This window comes from Streptomyces sp. IMTB 2501 (assembly GCF_001953885.1).
GTDB lineage: Bacteria > Actinomycetota > Actinomycetes > Streptomycetales > Streptomycetaceae > Streptomyces.
This window is the reverse complement of record NZ_MQUS01000021.1, coordinates 31697-46889: the sequence shown is the minus strand read 5'-3', so window position 1 is coordinate 46889 and position 15193 is coordinate 31697. Positions and strand designations below refer to the sequence as shown.

The 15193-nt window shown below is 73.0% G+C and carries 12 protein-coding genes; 5 read left to right on the top strand and 7 right to left on the bottom strand.

Features of this window, described 5'->3' with window-relative positions:
• Window positions 1-77: 77 nt before the first annotated feature.
• On the bottom strand, window positions 78-1610 hold the full coding sequence (locus AV521_RS30425; protein WP_076092814.1) for a carboxylesterase/lipase family protein: 1533 nt from the start codon (window positions 1608-1610) through the stop codon (window positions 78-80).
• A gap of 176 nt (window positions 1611-1786) precedes the next feature.
• The gene (locus tag AV521_RS30420; RefSeq protein WP_076092812.1) at window positions 1787-2365 is read right to left on the bottom strand and encodes a TetR family transcriptional regulator; all 579 of its coding nucleotides are present in this window, start codon (window positions 2363-2365) and stop codon (window positions 1787-1789) included.
• A 128-nt stretch (window positions 2366-2493) separates the two neighbouring features.
• Between AV521_RS30420 and AV521_RS30415 the strand changes: the two genes are divergently transcribed.
• The 3 genes from AV521_RS30415 to AV521_RS30405 all read left to right on the top strand — a co-directional run bounded on the left by AV521_RS30415 (window position 2494) and on the right by AV521_RS30405 (window position 6105).
• Window positions 2494-3939, top strand: coding sequence for an FAD-dependent monooxygenase (locus AV521_RS30415; RefSeq protein ID WP_076092810.1), 1446 nt, complete (start codon window positions 2494-2496; stop codon window positions 3937-3939).
• 322 nt (window positions 3940-4261) lie between these two features.
• Complete coding sequence (locus AV521_RS30410; protein WP_076092808.1) at window positions 4262-5167, top strand: DMT family transporter; 906 nt, start codon at window positions 4262-4264, stop codon at window positions 5165-5167.
• A 17-nt stretch (window positions 5168-5184) separates the two neighbouring features.
• A complete protein-coding gene (locus AV521_RS30405; RefSeq protein WP_076092806.1) occupies window positions 5185-6105 on the top strand; it encodes a LysR family transcriptional regulator in 921 nt (306 codons plus the stop codon).
• Between the two features lie 104 nt (window positions 6106-6209).
• On the opposite strand, the gene pepN is transcribed toward AV521_RS30405, so the two are convergent.
• A complete protein-coding gene (gene pepN / locus AV521_RS30400; protein ID WP_076092804.1) occupies window positions 6210-8786 on the bottom strand; it encodes an aminopeptidase N in 2577 nt (858 codons plus the stop codon).
• Window positions 8787-8898: 112 nt separating this feature from the next.
• Between pepN and AV521_RS30395 the strand changes: the two genes are divergently transcribed.
• The gene (locus AV521_RS30395; RefSeq protein ID WP_076092802.1) at window positions 8899-9417 is read left to right on the top strand and encodes a DUF1203 domain-containing protein; all 519 of its coding nucleotides are present in this window, start codon (window positions 8899-8901) and stop codon (window positions 9415-9417) included.
• A gap of 44 nt (window positions 9418-9461) precedes the next feature.
• On the opposite strand, the gene AV521_RS30390 is transcribed toward AV521_RS30395, so the two are convergent.
• From AV521_RS30390 to AV521_RS30380, 3 genes are all read right to left on the bottom strand, one after another.
• Complete coding sequence (locus AV521_RS30390; RefSeq protein ID WP_076092800.1) at window positions 9462-10223, bottom strand: SDR family NAD(P)-dependent oxidoreductase; 762 nt, start codon at window positions 10221-10223, stop codon at window positions 9462-9464.
• 75 nt (window positions 10224-10298) lie between these two features.
• Complete coding sequence (locus AV521_RS30385) at window positions 10299-11636, bottom strand: RNA polymerase subunit sigma-70 (RefSeq protein WP_076092799.1); 1338 nt, start codon at window positions 11634-11636, stop codon at window positions 10299-10301.
• A gap of 19 nt (window positions 11637-11655) precedes the next feature.
• Window positions 11656-12540, bottom strand: a complete 885-nt coding sequence (locus tag AV521_RS30380) for a LysR family transcriptional regulator (protein WP_107481065.1) — start codon at window positions 12538-12540, stop codon at window positions 11656-11658.
• Between the two features lie 90 nt (window positions 12541-12630).
• Here AV521_RS30380 and AV521_RS30375 point away from each other — a divergent pair, with 90 nt between their 5' ends.
• Window positions 12631-13950, top strand: a complete 1320-nt coding sequence (locus AV521_RS30375; RefSeq protein WP_256725719.1) for an MFS transporter — start codon at window positions 12631-12633, stop codon at window positions 13948-13950.
• A gap of 28 nt (window positions 13951-13978) precedes the next feature.
• Here AV521_RS30375 and AV521_RS30370 read toward each other — a convergent pair whose 3' ends face one another.
• Complete coding sequence (locus AV521_RS30370) at window positions 13979-14998, bottom strand: aspartate-semialdehyde dehydrogenase (RefSeq protein ID WP_076092793.1); 1020 nt, start codon at window positions 14996-14998, stop codon at window positions 13979-13981.
• Window positions 14999-15193: the final 195 nt, after the last annotated feature.

The following is a 15193-nucleotide window of genomic DNA, read 5'->3' as shown; positions in this document are numbered from 1 at the left end:
TCCCGCCGGTACGCGCACACCGCCGTACCCGGGCGAGGCCGGCGCCCTCGGCGTTTCGTCTTTCGGTGATCGCTCCGCTATCCGCCGGCCAGCGGGAGTGCCGGGAAGGTGTGGTCCTGCCACAGCTGCCGGGAGGTCTCCTCCGGATAGGCGGTGACGGCCGGTCGCGTATCGAAGAGCTGTACGAGGCGCTGCTCAAGGTCGTAGCCGGGCCAGCCGGGATCGCCGTCAGCGGCGAACGCTGTCCACGCGGTGCGGATCCGCGCGGAGAGCGCCTCTGTCTCCGGGGACGGGGGTTCGCCGATCAGCAGGGCGGGCTGCCCGCTGCCCAGGTTGCCGAATACGAGCGGTACGTCGAGGCCGTGGCAGGCGCCGAGGGCACCGCCCAAGCCCGGAGCGGGCCAGGTCAGCTCATAGACGTGGGTCCGGCCGCCGGCGGTGGTGTGCGCCTGCGCGAGTCGGAGGGTCGGCATGCGGAACAGCCAGTCGGCGTTGACCAGTTCGTACAGTTCTTCCGGGCCCGCGGCCGGGAAACCGTCGCGGTACCGCCGTGCGCCGTCCGGGCCCGGGGCGAGGATCCGCAGGGCCGTCTCGGCGTCCTGCTGTGTCACCTGACCGAGCACGCCGTCGATCAGGCTGAACAGCCGGTGCTCGTCACGGGTGTGACCGACGAGGAGTTCGATGTCCCGGCCGGCGCCCTCGGCCAGCGCCTGCCAGGGAGTGGCCGGCAGAACATCGCCGTCGACGACGGGCGCGAACGGGATGGGCCGGTGCGTGATCTGCCCCCAGCGGTCCTTCCACTGGCCGATCTTGGCGGAGATCGCGTCGGCTGCGGCGGGCAGCCGGGACGGGGCCACCGTGGACAGGTCGGCCACCGTGGGCCGCAACCCCAGTTCGGTGGCGCAGGCGGCGGCGATGTCGGCGGCCAACTCGGGGGAGAAGAACGTGCCCGGCACGCTCTGCGCGACGGCCCGGCGGAAAAGCCCTGCCGCCCGCGGCATGGCCAGCAGCGCGGCGACCGATCCGCCGCCCGCCGACTGGCCGAAGACCGTGACCCGGTCCGGGTCACCACCGAACGCCCGGATGTTGTCGTGCACCCACTGCAAGGCGGCGACCTGGTCGAGCAGGCCGCGGTTCGCGGGCGCACCTTCGATCTGCGCGAAACCCTCGATGCCGAGCCGGTAGTTGAGTGTCACCACGACGACGCCTTCCCCGGCCAGGCGACCGCCGTCGAACTCCGGGAGGCTGGAGGCGCCGATCACATAGGCGCCACCAGGGATCCACACCATCACGGGAAGACCCGCTCCTGTGGACGGCTCGGGCGTCCAGACGTTGACCGTCAACCAGCCGTCACCCGTCTCCCGTGCCGGGGCGTCCGTGCCGAACACGCCGGACTGCGGGGGCGGCGGGCCGTACGACACCGCGGCACGCACACCGTCCCAGCCGGGTACCGGCTGCGGTGCGGCGAAACGGAGCGCACCGACCGGCGACTCGGCGAACGGGATGCCGCGGAAGACCGCAAGGCCCGCCTCCCGGCTGCCGCGCAGGGCTCCGGCCGCCGTACGGACTTCGGGCTCGGACTCGGACGGCGTGGACGCGGTGAGGCTCACTACGGCTTCCTCTCCGAAAGGCCGAGCGCGATCAGCTGTTTCCTCCGGCAGGGCCCGGCTCCGCGGATACTTCCACCGCACACAGGACGAAGGCGAGCGGTTTATGGAGGGCCGGGCTCACATCGGCCACAGCGACCGGCATCGCATTCCCGGTACTCGGCCACGAGCGGTGCGGCTCAGGGGTTCGGTGCCGTCAGGTAGCGCTGTACGGTCGGGCCGAGCCACGCCAGGAGTTCCTCGCGGGTGAGTTCGCGGGCCGGCGGCAGGCGCAGCACATAGCGGGTCAGGGCCAGCCCGAGCAGCTGCGCGGCGCACAGCGCGGCCCGGGCCGGGACCTGCTCGGGGTCGGGGCAGACCTGCCGGGCCATGGGCAGCAGCTGGTCCCGGAAGATGCCCTGCATCCGCTCGGCCCCGGCCTCGTTGGTGACGCCGACCCGGAGGACGGCCGTCAGCTCCTCGTTCTCCTCCCACAGGTTGAGGAAGTGGCCGACCAGCGTCCGCCCCACCTCCTCCCGGGCCGTCCGCGTCAGATCGGGCATCCGCAGATCCAGCGCGACGGCCGCCGCGAACAGTCCCTCCTTGCTGCCGAAGTAGCGCATCACCATCGACGGATCGATGCGCGCGTCCTTGGCGATGGCCCGGATGGTGGCCCGGTCGTAGCCATCGGCGGCGAACCGCTCGCGGGCGGCGTCGAGGATGGCGGCGCGGGTGGCGTCGGAGCGGCGTGCCAGGTTCGTCTTTGTGCTGCCGGTCATGCCAACGAGCGTAGGCCAACATGAGTGGGCCAACAAGTGTTGACTCGGTCGGCGGCCGGTTCTACTGTTGTCAACAGGCGTTGGCCAACGAGTGTTGACCAACGGGCGTTGGCACCCAGGAGGCCCCCATGAACGGCACCAAGGGAAACATCATCGTCGTAGGCTCCGGCCCCACCGGCCTTCTGCTCGCCGGTGACCTCGCCACCGCCGGCGTCCCGGTCACCGTCCTCGAAAAGCGCCCCCACAGGATCAGCAACCTCTCCCGCGCCTTCGTCCTGCACGCCCGCACCCTCGAACAACTCGACGCGCGCGGCCTCGCCGACGACCTGGAGGCCGTGGGCCGGCCGCTCGACCGCCTCCGGCTCTTCGGCCGGCTGGGCATGGACCTCTCCGACCTCCCCTCCCGGTTCCAGCACCTCCTCGTCGTGCCGCAGTACGAGGTCGAGAAGGTCCTGGAGCGGCGCGCGGTCGAGGCGGGCGTCGAATTCCGGTACGAGACCGAGGTGGCCGGGCTCACGCAGGACGCGGACGGCGTGACCGTCGAGGCGCGCGGGCCCGAGGGGCGTACGGAGAACCTGCGGGCGGCATACGTCGTCGGCGCCGACGGCATGCGCAGTGCCGTACGGGACGCGATCGGGCTGCCCTTCCCGGGCAGGTCGGTGATCCGGTCCGTGGTCCTCGCCGACGTCAGGCTCACCGAGAAGCCGCCGGCCCTGCTCACCGTCGACGCCGTCGGCGACGCCTTCGCCTTCCTCGCGCCGTTCGGCGACGGCTACTACCGGGTGATCGGCTGGCACCGCAGCCGTAACGTGCCCGACGACGCGCCGCTGGACCTGGCCGAGGTCAAGGAGATCACCCGCCTCGCCCTCGGCCGGGACTTCGGGATGTACGACGCCCGCTGGATGTCCCGCTTCCACAGCGACGAACGGCAGGCGCCCGCCTACCGGGTCGGGCGGGTCTTCCTGGCCGGCGACGCCGCGCATGTGCACACCCCGGCCGGCGGCCAGGGCATGAACACCGGGCTCCAGGACGCGGCCAACCTGAGCTGGAAGCTGGCGGCGGTCGCCACCGGCCACGCCGACCGCGCGCTCCTCGACACCTACCAGGCCGAGCGGCACCCCGTGGGCCGGGCCGTGCTGCGCAGCAGCGGCGGGATCGTCCGCCTCGCCATGGCCAAGCGCCCCTGGACCCTCGCGGCGCGCGCCGCGCTCACCGCGTTCCTGAACGCCGTCGGCCCCGCCCGGCGCGCGGTCGCCGCCCAGGTCACCGGCATCGGCCACCGCTACCCGGCACCCCGCGGCGCCCACCGCCTCACCGGCACCCGCGCCCCGGACGTCGCCCTCGCCGGCGGCGGCCGTCTCTACGAGGCACTGCGCGGCGGCCGGTTCGTACTGATCACCCCGGAGCCGTACGAAACGGAACCGGCCCGCGCCGGACGGCTGACTGTCGCGCACTGGGCGAGCGCCCGCCGTACGACCGTGCTGGTACGCCCCGACGGCTACGCGGCCTGGGCGGCGGACCCGGCCGACGCGGAAGGGATCGAGGCGGCGCTGACGGCGCACGTCGGAGCCTGAGTGCTCCGCTACGCCTGCCGGTCCAGTACCACCCGTCGCCGTAGTTCACCTGGTTGACCCGGTACCAGGTGTCGCCGTAGGCGCCGAGGCTCTCGCCGACGGTCCAGCACTGGGCGTAGACCGCGCCGCCCGGGACGACGTCGTCGGCGGAGGCGGTCCCCGCTGTCGTCAGGAGCGCGCCGGCGCTCAGTGCCGCGGCCGCGGCGAGGAATCGTTCAGTTCTTCTGAAAAGAACGGTCGAAAAGTTTCGATGGACCTGACAGGTCACTCGCTGCGACGGTAGGAGAACGCACCCGCCACCCCTCCCGCCGAAAGGACCCCCGTGCCCGCTGTCCTGCACCGGACCGCCACACCCACCACCACGGCCACCGCCCCCCTGCTCGGCCTCGCCTGCGCCGCCCTCGCGACGGTCGTCTGGTCCGGCAGCTTCGTGACGTCCCGCGGCCTGCACGACAGCGTCCCGCCCATCCAGCACGCCTTCTGGCGCTGGGTGATCGCCCTGCTCGCCGTGGCCCCCTTCGGCGCCCGTCAGGCCTGGCGGCAACGGGCGCTGCTGCGCCGCCACGCCCGCTACGTCCTCCTGGCCTCATTCCTCGGAGTGGCCGTCTACAACACCCTCGTCAACCAGGCCGGACTGACCACTCCCGCCGCCACCATGGGCATGATCATGGCTGCCTCCCCGGTGCTCATGGCGCTGTTCGAACGCCTCGGCGGCGCCCGGCTCGGCGCGCGGCGCACCACCGGACTGCTCATCGCCTGCGCCGGCGTGGCCCTCCTCGTCGGCGACGGCGCGAAGTTCTCCCCCGGCGACCTGTGGATGATCGCGGCGGCCTGCAGCTTCGCCGGTTACAGCGCGCTGCTGCGCCGCAGGCCGGCCGAACTGGGCGGTACGGCCTTCCTGTTCACGACGTTCCTGGTCGGCACCGTCCTCCTGCTCCCCGTCCAGGCCGCGAGCGTGGCCCTCCAGGGCAGCTTCAACCCGACCCCCGGCACGGTCCTGCCGCTCCTCTACGTAGGTGTGGCCTCCTCCGCGATCGCCTTCTTCGCCTGGAACAAGGCCATCGCCCTGATCGGCGCGACCCGCGCGGGCATCGTCTACTACCTCCAGCCGGTCTGCGTGGCCGTACTGTCCTGGGCCGTCCTGGGCGAGGCGACCGGCCTGCCCCAGCTGCTGTCGATGGGCCTGATCCTGGGCGGGGTGGTGCTGGGGGCGGCCTCCCGCGGCTGACGTGTAGTTTTCCCGGCATGGCCGAGTGGGACATCCGGAAGCTGCAGATCCTGCGTACCCTGCGCGAGCGCGGGACGGTGACCGCGACGGCGGAGGCCCTGCACATGACGCCGTCCGCGGTCTCCCAGCAGCTCACCAATCTCTCCCGGCAACTCGGTGTACCCCTGCTGGAGGCACGGGGCCGCCGGGTCCGTCTCACCGACGCGGCCCGTCTGGTGCTGTCCCACACGGAACCGGTCTTCGAGCAACTGGAGCGTACGGAGGCCGCGTTGGCGGCATACAGCCGGGGCGAGGCGGGCGAGGTCCGCGTAGGCGCCTTCTCCACTGCCGTCCCCGCCCTGGTCGTACCGGCCGTACGGGCCCTGCGGACCGCGCGCCCCCGAGTGACCGTCCGCGTACGAGAGGCGGAGGCGGCCGAGGCCTACGACCTCCTGGCGGCCGGCGACGTAGACCTCGCCCTGTCCCTGGCCGCGGAGGCCCCGAGCGCGGCCGACCCCCGCTTCACCCAAGTCCTCCTCCTGGCCGACCCCTTGGACGTGGCCCTGCCCCCCGGCCACCCCCTGGCCACGACCCCCACCCTGACCCTCACCGACCTCGCCGCCGAACCCTGGATCTTCGGCGGCAGCGGCCCCTGGTCGGACATCACCCGCCGCGCCTGCGAGGCGGCCGGCTTCAGCCCCCACCAGGGCCACTCGGCCTCCGGCTGGACCGCGATCCTGGCCATGGTCGAAGCCGGCATGGGCGTCGCCCTGATCCCCAGAATGGCCGCGGCCCCCCGCGATGGCGTACTGATGCGCGACCTGGGCCCGAACGGCCCGGTCCGCCATGTGACGGCGGCGGTACGCCGGGGCGGGGAGACGGGGCGGGCGCTGGCGCATGTGCTGGGGGCACTGCGGGACGCGGCGGTCGTCCATGCCACCCCGGTCACTCGGGCCTGAACTCGTCGCTGGACCCGGCTCCTGGGCGGGGACCCTTGCCGGGCCCGCGCATGTGAAAGGGCGCCCGGCACAAAGTCCGGGCGCCCTCGCAGCCGTGGACGTGACTACTCGACCGTGGCCGCGTCCGCCGCCTGGGCCCGCAGTGCCCGCTCGATGCCCGCGCGGGACTCCGAGACGAGGCGGCGCAGGGCCGCGTTCGGGTCGGCCGAGGTCAGCCAGGTGTCCGTCTTGGTCAGGGTCTCCTCGGAGACCTGGACCGCCGGGTACAGGCCGACGGCGATCTGCTGGGCGATCTCGTGCGAACGGGAGTCCCAGACGCCCTTGACGGCCTCGAAGTACTGGTCCGTGTACGGCGCCAGCAGCTCGCGCTGGTCGGTCTGCACGAAGCCGGCGATGACGGCCTCCTGCACGGCGTTCGGCAGCTTGTCGGACTCGACCACCGACGCCCAGGCCTCCGTCTTCGCCTCCGGCGTCGGGCGGGCCGCGCGAGCCGTCGCCGCATGGCGTTCGCCGGCCGCGGTCTTGTCCCGCTCGTACTCGGCCGAGATCTCCGCCTCGTCGAACCGGCCGACCGCCGCCAGCCGCTCCACGAACGCCCAGCGCAGCTCGGTGTCCACGGCCAGACCCTCGATGGTGTGGGTGCCCTCCAGCAGGCTCTCCAGCAGGTCAAGCTGCTCCGGGGTGCGGGCCGTCGCCGCGAAGGCACGGGCCCAGGCCAGCTGGTGGTCGCCGCCCGGCTCGGCCGCCCGCAGGTGCGCCAGCGTGGCGTCGGTCCAGCGGGTCAGCAGGGCCTCGCGGGCCGCCGGGTCGGCGTACAGGTCGACGGCGAGCTTGACCTGGCGCTGCAGCGACTGCACGACACCGATGTCGGACTCCTTGCCGATGCCCGACAGGACGAGGGACAGGTAGTCGCGGGTCGCCAGCTCCGCGTCCCGCGTCATGTCCCAGGCCGAGGCCCAGCACAGCGCGCGCGGCAGGGACTCGGTGAAGTCGCCGAGGTGCTCGGTGACGAAGGCCAGCGACTGCTCGTCCAGGCGGACCTTGGCGTACGACAGGTCGTCGTCGTTGAGCAGGATCACCGCCGGACGGCGCTTGCCGTTCAGCTGCGGCACGGCCGTCAGCTCACCGTCGACGTCCAGCTCGACGCGCTCGGTGCGCACCAGCTTGCCGCTCGCGGCATCGAGGTCGTAGAAACCGATCGCGATGCGGTGCGGGCGCAGGACCGGCTCGCCCTTGGCACCGGCGGGCAGCGCCGGGGCCTCCTGGCGGACGGCGAAGGAGGTGATCGAGCCGGAGGCGTCCGTGGCCACCTCGGGCCGCAGGATGTTGATGCCGGCCGTCTCCAGCCATTTCTTCGACCAGGTCTTCAGGTCACGGCCGGAGGTCTCCTCCAGGGCGCCGAGCAGGTCGGACAGGCGCGTGTTGCCGAACGCGTGCCGCTTGAAGTACGCCTGCACGCCCTTGAAGAACTCGTCCTCGCCGACGTACGCGACGAGTTGCTTGAGGACGGAGGCCCCCTTGGCGTACGTGATGCCGTCGAAGTTGACGAGCACGTCGTCCAGGTCGCGGATGTCCGCCATGATCGGGTGCGTGGACGGCAGCTGGTCCTGCCGGTACGCCCAGGTCTTCATCGAGTTGGCGAACGTGGTCCACGAGTGCGGCCAGCGCGAGCCGGGCGCGGCGGCCTGGCAGGCGATGGAGGTGTAGGTGGCGAACGACTCGTTCAGCCACAGGTCGTTCCACCACTCCATGGTGACGAGGTCGCCGAACCACATGTGGGCCAGCTCGTGCAGGATGGTCTCGGCCCGCACCTCGTACGCCGCGTCGGTCACCTTGGACCGGAAGACGTACTGGTCGCGGATGGTGACGGCACCCGCGTTCTCCATCGCGCCCGCGTTGAACTCCGGCACGAACAGCTGGTCGTACTTCGCGAACGGGTAGGCGCAGTCGAACTTCTCCTGGAACCAGTCGAAGCCCTGCCGGGTGACCTCGAAGATGGCGTCCGAGTCCAGGAACTCGGCGAGCGAGGGGCGGCAGTAGATGCCGAGCGGTACGGACTGCCCGTCCTTCTCGTACACGCTGTGCACGGAGTGGTACGGGCCGACGATCAGCGCCGTGATGTACGACGAGATGCGCGGGGTCGGCTCGAAGGCCCAGACGTTGTCCTTCGGCTCCGGCGTCGGCGAGTTCGAGACGACGGTCCAGCCCTCGGGCGCCGTCACGGTGAACCGGAACGTCGCCTTCAGGTCCGGCTGCTCGAAGGAGGCGAAGACCCGGCGGGCGTCCGGCACCTCGAACTGGGTGTAGAGGTACGCCTGTTCGTCGACGGGGTCGACGAAGCGGTGCAGACCCTCGCCGGTGTTGGTGTACGCGCAGTCCGCGACCACGCGCAGCACGTTACGGCCCGCCGGCAGGCCCGGCAGCGCGATCCGCGAGTCCGCGAAGACCTCGGCGGGGTCGAGCGCGTCGCCGTTCAGGGTCACCTCGTGGACGGTGGGCGCCACCAGGTCGATGAAGGACTCGGCGCCGGCGCGGGCGACGTCGAAGCGCACCGTGGTCACGGACCGGTAGGTACCGCCCTCCTGCGCACCGGAGAGGTCGAGATCGATCTCGTACGAGTCAACGGTGAGCAGCTCGGCCCGCTGCTGCGCCTCTTCGCGAGTCAGGTTTGTGCCAGGCACGCGGTCATCTCCTCGATATGTGTCGGTTGCGCCATCCTTCCATGGGATCCACAGGGAACGCGATGTCCGCTTCCCGCCGGTGAGCGGGGCGCCGGAAGCGGACGCTGGACCCATGACGACGACCTCCACCACCCGGACGTACACGGCACGTCCCATCACCCCGGAAGCCCTGAGGGACCTGCGGACCACCGACGACGCGGGCCGCCCCACGACCCCCTTCACCGACGCGGAGGGCGGCGCCCCGCTGCGCTGCTGCCTGCGCCGCAGCGCGCCCGGCGAGCGGATCGCCCTGGTCTCGTACGCGCCCCTGCGCCGCTGGGCGGCGGACACCGGCGCCCACCCCGGCGCCTACGACGAACAGGGCCCGGTCTTCATCCACGCCGACCACTGTCCGGGCCCGACCGGCCCCGCCCTGCCCTTCACCGACGCCCACCGCGTCCTGCGCCGCTACTCCGCCCACGGCCACATCCTGGGCGGCCGCCTGGTGGACCCTTCGGAGAGCTTCCAGGCGTCCTTCACGGAAGCCTTCACCGATCCCGAGGTGGCGCTCGTCCATGTGCGTGCGGTGGAGTACGGGTGCTTTCTGTACGAGGTCCGGCGAGCCCACGACCGTGAAGCCGGCCGGGTCTGATGAGGCGCCGTCGATCCCCGGTGACCTGATCCGCCGGACAGGACCTAGCCCGGGAACATCCCCCCGGTCACATTGACGAACGTGCCGGTGATCCCCGCCGCGTGGTCGGAGGCGAGGAAGACGGCCGTTGCGGTGATCTCGGCGAGGGTGGGGTTGCGGCGGGTCATGCGCAGGCCGGCCAGGTGGTCGAGGATGCCGGCGATGTTCACGCCGGGGTCGACGGCACGGAGCTTCTCCTCGGACAGGGTCTCCGGTACGCCGGCCGCCCACAGGCCCACCGCGCGCACCCCGCGCGGGCCCAGCTCCATGGCGAGGTTGCGCACCAGGGCGTCGGTGGCCGCGTCGGCCGGGCCCGTGCCGCCCATCATCGGACTGCCGTGCGCGGAGCCGCTGTTGAGGGTGAGGATCACCCCCGAGCCGCGGGCGGCCATGCGGCGGGCGGCGGCGCGGGCGGTGAGGAAGCCGGCGCGGGTGCCGTCGAGGACGGGGCGCAGGAAGTCGTCGGCGGACATCTCCGTCAGCGGGGCGCCCTGTACGTCGCCCCGGCTGACCAGGTTGAAGGAGACGTCGATCGTGCCGACCCGGTCCGCGTGCTCCTCCACGGCCGCCTCGTCCAGCGCGTCCAGGACGGCCGTCTCGGCGTGTCCGCCGGTTGTGGTGATGTCCTTCGCCACGGTGTCCAGCGTCTGGCGGGTGCGGCCCACGAGGTGCACCCGGGCGCCCTCACGGGCGAAGGCGCGGGCCACCGCCCCGCCGATCGAGCCGCCGGCGCCGTACACGATCGCGGTCCTGTCGGTGAGCAGCATGGTGAACTCCCTGAGTGAGTGTGAGTGTCTGTCGTTACGCCGATGCAGACGTACGGCACCCGCACCACTCATCGCTCACAGCCGCGGTGGCAGCCCGAACGCCGGGAAGAGGTGCGGTTCGAAGGAGGTGATCTCCGTGATGCGGCCCTCGCCGTCGAAGCGGAGCACGTCCAGGACCTGGGCGCGGTAGACGTTCGTACCGGGGCGGCGGACGTAACCCCCGGCCGCGAGCTGCCCGTTGGCGCGGGCGGGCAGATGCCGCCAGTGGCCCAGGAACACGGGGGAGGCGGGGTCGAGGCTCGGGCGGAGGAAGGCGAGGAGCGCGTCGCGGCCCGTGAACCAGAACGGGTTCGGCGGCATCGTGAGTGTGACGTCCTCGGCGAGCATGTCGGCCATCGCGTCGAAGTCGAGCCGCTCGGCCGCCGTCATGTACCGCTGGAGCGCGGCCCGCTGGACGTCCGTGGGCGGGGCGGCCTTCCAGTCCGTACGGCTCGCGGGCAACTGCTCGCGCAGGGCCGGACGGGCGCGTTGCAGCGCGCTGTTCACCGAGGCCACGGAGACGTCGAGGGCCTTGGCCGTCTCGGCGGCGGTGAGTCCCAGCACGTCGCGCAGCACGAGTGCGGCGCGCTGGCGGGCGGGCAGGTGCTGCAGCGCGGCGAGCAGCACCAGCTCGACGGTCTCCCGGGAGACGGCGGCCTCCTCGGGCCGGCCGTCCCCGGCGGCGGGCAGTTCGTCGTCCGGGTAGGGCTGCAGCCAGGTGATACGGGCGGGCGGCCGGCCGGCGCCGTGGTCCATGCCGGGCAGCGGCTCGTAGCGCTGCGGGCGGCGGGCGGTACGGCGCTGGAAGTCCAGGCAGGCGTTGGTGGCGATGCGGTACAGCCAGGTACGGGCGCCGGCCCGGCCCTGATAGCCGTCCCGGGCCCGCCAGGCGCGCAGGAACGTCTCCTGCACCAGGTCCTCGGCGTCGTCGTAGGAGCCGGTCATGCGGTAGCAGTGGGCGCGGATCTCACGGCGGTACGACTCGGTGAGCGCGGCGAAGCCCGTCTCGTCGAACGGCACCTCTTCGGACGGGGGCTCCGCGTATTCCGTCACGCGGGCCTCTGTGACGGATTGGTTCCCGCTCTCCCGCACCCCCGTCGTCTCCTGCGCGAGGCGCGCGATGCGGCGCAGTCGGGCCACCGAGGCCGACAACTCGGTCACGCCCGCGTACAGCGCGGCCGCCGGTCTCGGTACCAGCGCACCCGCCTGCCGGCCGACCGAGGCGATCAGCTCCTCCAGATCCCCACCGCCGTCCTGCCGCTCCCGGTACGCCTTCTGCCGGCAGGCCGCCGAGCAGTACACCGAGCTACGGCCCCGGCGGCCGGCCCGCGCCGGAAGCGGACCGCCACAGCTCGCACAGGTCTCCACGGGCACCTCTCACCGGGTTTCGGGGTCAGCGATCCTCGCGCACCAGGGGCGAGTCCGCCAGCACGCGCGCGAACTCCCGTACCGTCTCCGTCTCCGCCTCCCGGTGCCAGACCAGGCCCAGCACCGAGTCGGGCACGCCGTCCACGGGGACATAGGCGACGTCGTCGCGCGGGTGGCGGGCGGCCGTGGGCCGGCACAGCAGCAATGCGCCCCGGCCGGCCGCGGCCAGGGACAGCGCCTCCTGCAGGGTGGCGGCCGCCGGGCCCGGCAGCGCGCCGGGGGCGTGGGCGGCACGCCAGTACGCGGGTGCCGGCGCCGCCGCCCCGATCAGCGCCACGGCCGCCAGGTCCGCCGCGCCGATCCGGTCACGGGCGGCGAAGGGATGGCGGCGGGTGACGGCCAGCGTGTGCCGCTGCCCGGAGAAGACCGGGCCGAGGACCAGATCCGGTTCCTCGACCGGCAGCAGCACCACCGCCGCGTCCACCGCGCCCTGCCGCACCGCCCCGAACGGATCGGCGTACGGCACCTCCACCAGGTCGACGCTGCGGGCCGGGGCCGCCGCCTCGAAGGCCGCGACCGCCGCCAGCAGCCCTGCGCAGGCCGAGCCCTGGAAACCCAGCCGCAGCGGCCCCGCCCCGCCCCGGGCCACCGCCCGCGCGTCCGCCACCGCCGCGTGCAGACCGTCGTACGCCGGACGCAGCCGCTCCAGGAAGCGTTCGCCGAGCGGGGTCAGGGCCACCCGGCGGCTGGAGCGGTGCACCAGCCGGGCGCCGACCCGGCGTTCCAGCGCGGCCAGCAGCTGGCTCACCCGGCTCTGCGAGACGAACAGCCGCTCGCCGGCCCGCCCGAAGTGCAGCTCCTCGGCGAGCACCAGAAAGCACTCCAACTCCCGCAGTTCCAGCCCGGACACGCCGCCTCCCCGATGCCGATCACTCTCGCTCATGCAAGGGTGAGGACTTCGCCGTTGTTCCCGGACCGGGGCCGTAAAAGGCTCTCGGGTATGGCTTCCACGCAGCTCACCCCACCCGGTACACGGTCCTGGACGGGCGTGTGCACGCTCGCCGCCGCCACCTTCGGCGTCGTCACCACGGAGATGCTCCCCGTCGGGCTGCTCACCTCGCTCGCCCGCGCACTGCACGTCTCCGACGGCACCGCGGGCCTCGCCCTCACCCTGCCCGGACTGGTCGCCGCCGTCGCGGCCCCACTGCTGCCGGTCGCCGTCCGCCGGGCCGACCGGCGTACGGTGCTGTGCGCGCTGCTGCTCCTGCTCGCCGCCGCCAACCTGGTCACCGCGCTCGCCCCCGCCTTCCCCGTGCTGCTCGCCGCCCGGCTGCTGGTCGGGGTGTGCATCGGCGGGGTCTGGGCGGTGGCCGCGGGGCTGGGCGTACGGCTGGTGCCGGGGCCGGAAGGCGGCCGGGCCACCGCCGTCGTCTTCAGCGGGATAGCAGTCGCCTCGGTGCTCGGTGTGCCCGCCGGGACCTTCCTCGGCGCGGTCACCGGCTGGCGGTGGGCGTTCACCGCGATGGCCGGCGTCGCGGTGCTGGTGGCGGCCGGGCTGGCCGTCGTCCTGCCACCGCTGCCCGCCGAGGGCGCCGTCCGCCTCGGCACGTTTCCCCGGCTGCTGCGCGTCTCGCCGCTCCGGTGGCGGCTGGGCGCCGTCGCCCTGCTGGTCACCGGGCACTTCGCCGCCTACACGTATGTCCGGCCCGTCCTGCAGCGGACGCCGGGCACCGGACCGGGCCTGGTCAGCGTCCTGCTGCTCGGGTACGGACTCGCGGGCGTCGCCGGGAACTTCGCGGGCGGCGCGCTCGCGGCCCGCGATCCGCGCCGCGCCCTGCGGCTGGTCTCCGCCGTCCTCGGCGCCGTCGTCCTGCTCCTCGTCCCGGCCGCCGGTTCCACGGCCGTGTCGGGCACGCTGCTCCTGGTGTGGGGACTGGCGTACGGCGGAGTGTCCGTGTCCGCCCAGCGCGCCCTGTCGGCCGCCGCGCCCGAGAGCCTGTGCCGCGTTCCCGGCCGGATCAGCGCACGGCGTCCGGTCCATGCGATCGCAAGGCGCCGCTCCGGCAACGCGGCTGGGGGTGCCCCCTCTGGGGGAGTGCGTGCCAGGCGCTGGGCGCCCGGCCGGGGAGGTGACACCGGCCCTGAGGCCCCGGAGGCGGTGTCCGCGCTGTTCGCCGGGGTGTTCAACGCCGCGATCGCGCTGGGTGCCTTTCTGGGCGGACGGCTCTCGGACGGGCCCGGGCTGACCGCCGTCCTGGTCACGGGCGCGGTGCTGGCGCTGCTGGCGGCGGCCGTGGAAACGAGAGGGGCGGCCACGTGACCGTGACCGCCCCTGCCGTACGGGTGCCTTACTTGGCGGACAGCTCCGCCGCCACCAGCTCCGCGATCTGCACCGCGTTCAGCGCGGCGCCCTTGCGGAGGTTGTCGTTGGAGATGAACAGCGCGAGGCCGTTGTCCACCGTCTCGTCGCGGCGGATACGGCCGACGTACGCCGGGTCCTGGCCGGCCGCCTGCAGCGGGGTCGGGATGTCGGAGAGCACGACGCCGGGGGCGCCCGCGAGCAGCTCGGTCGCGCGCTCCGGGGACAGCGGGCGGGCGAAGCGGGCGTTGACCTGGAGGGAGTGGCCGGAGAAGACCGGGACACGGACACACGTGCCGGAGACCTTCAGGCCCGGGATCTCCAGGATCTTGCGGGACTCGTTGCGCAGCTTCTGCTCCTCGTCGGTCTCGTTCAGACCGTCGTCGACGATCGAGCCCGCCAGCGGAAGCACGTTGAAGGCGATCGGCCGCTTGTAGACCTGCGGTTCGGGGAAGTCGACCGCCGCGCCGTCGTGGGTGAGCTTGTCGGCGTCGGCGACGACCTTCTGCGCCTGGCCGTGCAGCTCGGCCACGCCCGCGAGGCCCGAGCCGGACACCGCCTGGTAGGTGGCGACGACCAGCGCCTGCAGACCGGCCTCCTCGTGCAGCGGCTTCAGGACCGGCATCGCGGCCATCGTGGTGCAGTTCGGGTTGGCGATGATGCCCTTGGGGCGGTCGGCGACCGCGTGCGGGTTCACCTCGGAGACGACCAGCGGGACCTCGGGGTCCTTGCGCCAGGCCGAGGAGTTGTCGATCACGACGGCGCCCTGGGAGGCGACCCTCTCGGCCAGCGCCTTGGAGGTCGCGCCGCCCGCCGAGAAGAGCACGATGTCCAGGCCGGTGTAGTCGGCGGTCGTCGCGTCCTCCACCGTCACGCCGTCCAGCACGGTGCCGGCCGAACGCGCCGAGGCGAACAGGCGCAGCTGTGTGACCGGGAAGTTCCGCTCCGTGAGGATCCTGCGCATGACCGTGCCGACCTGACCGGTGGCTCCGACGATTCCGACCCTCACAGTGACTCCCTCTTTGTGTCTCTTCCATGACCAGGCGCATGACCGGGGCGTTTCCATCATGCGGCCGACCCCGGTCCGCCTGTCCAATTCTTTGCGGAACGTGCCCAAGGTGTGGGATACGTCTTCCCCGGCCGGCGGTTCCACACCTGCGCTGTTCACCCCGCTGAGCTGGAGGAATTCCCTCGGCCGGGGGCC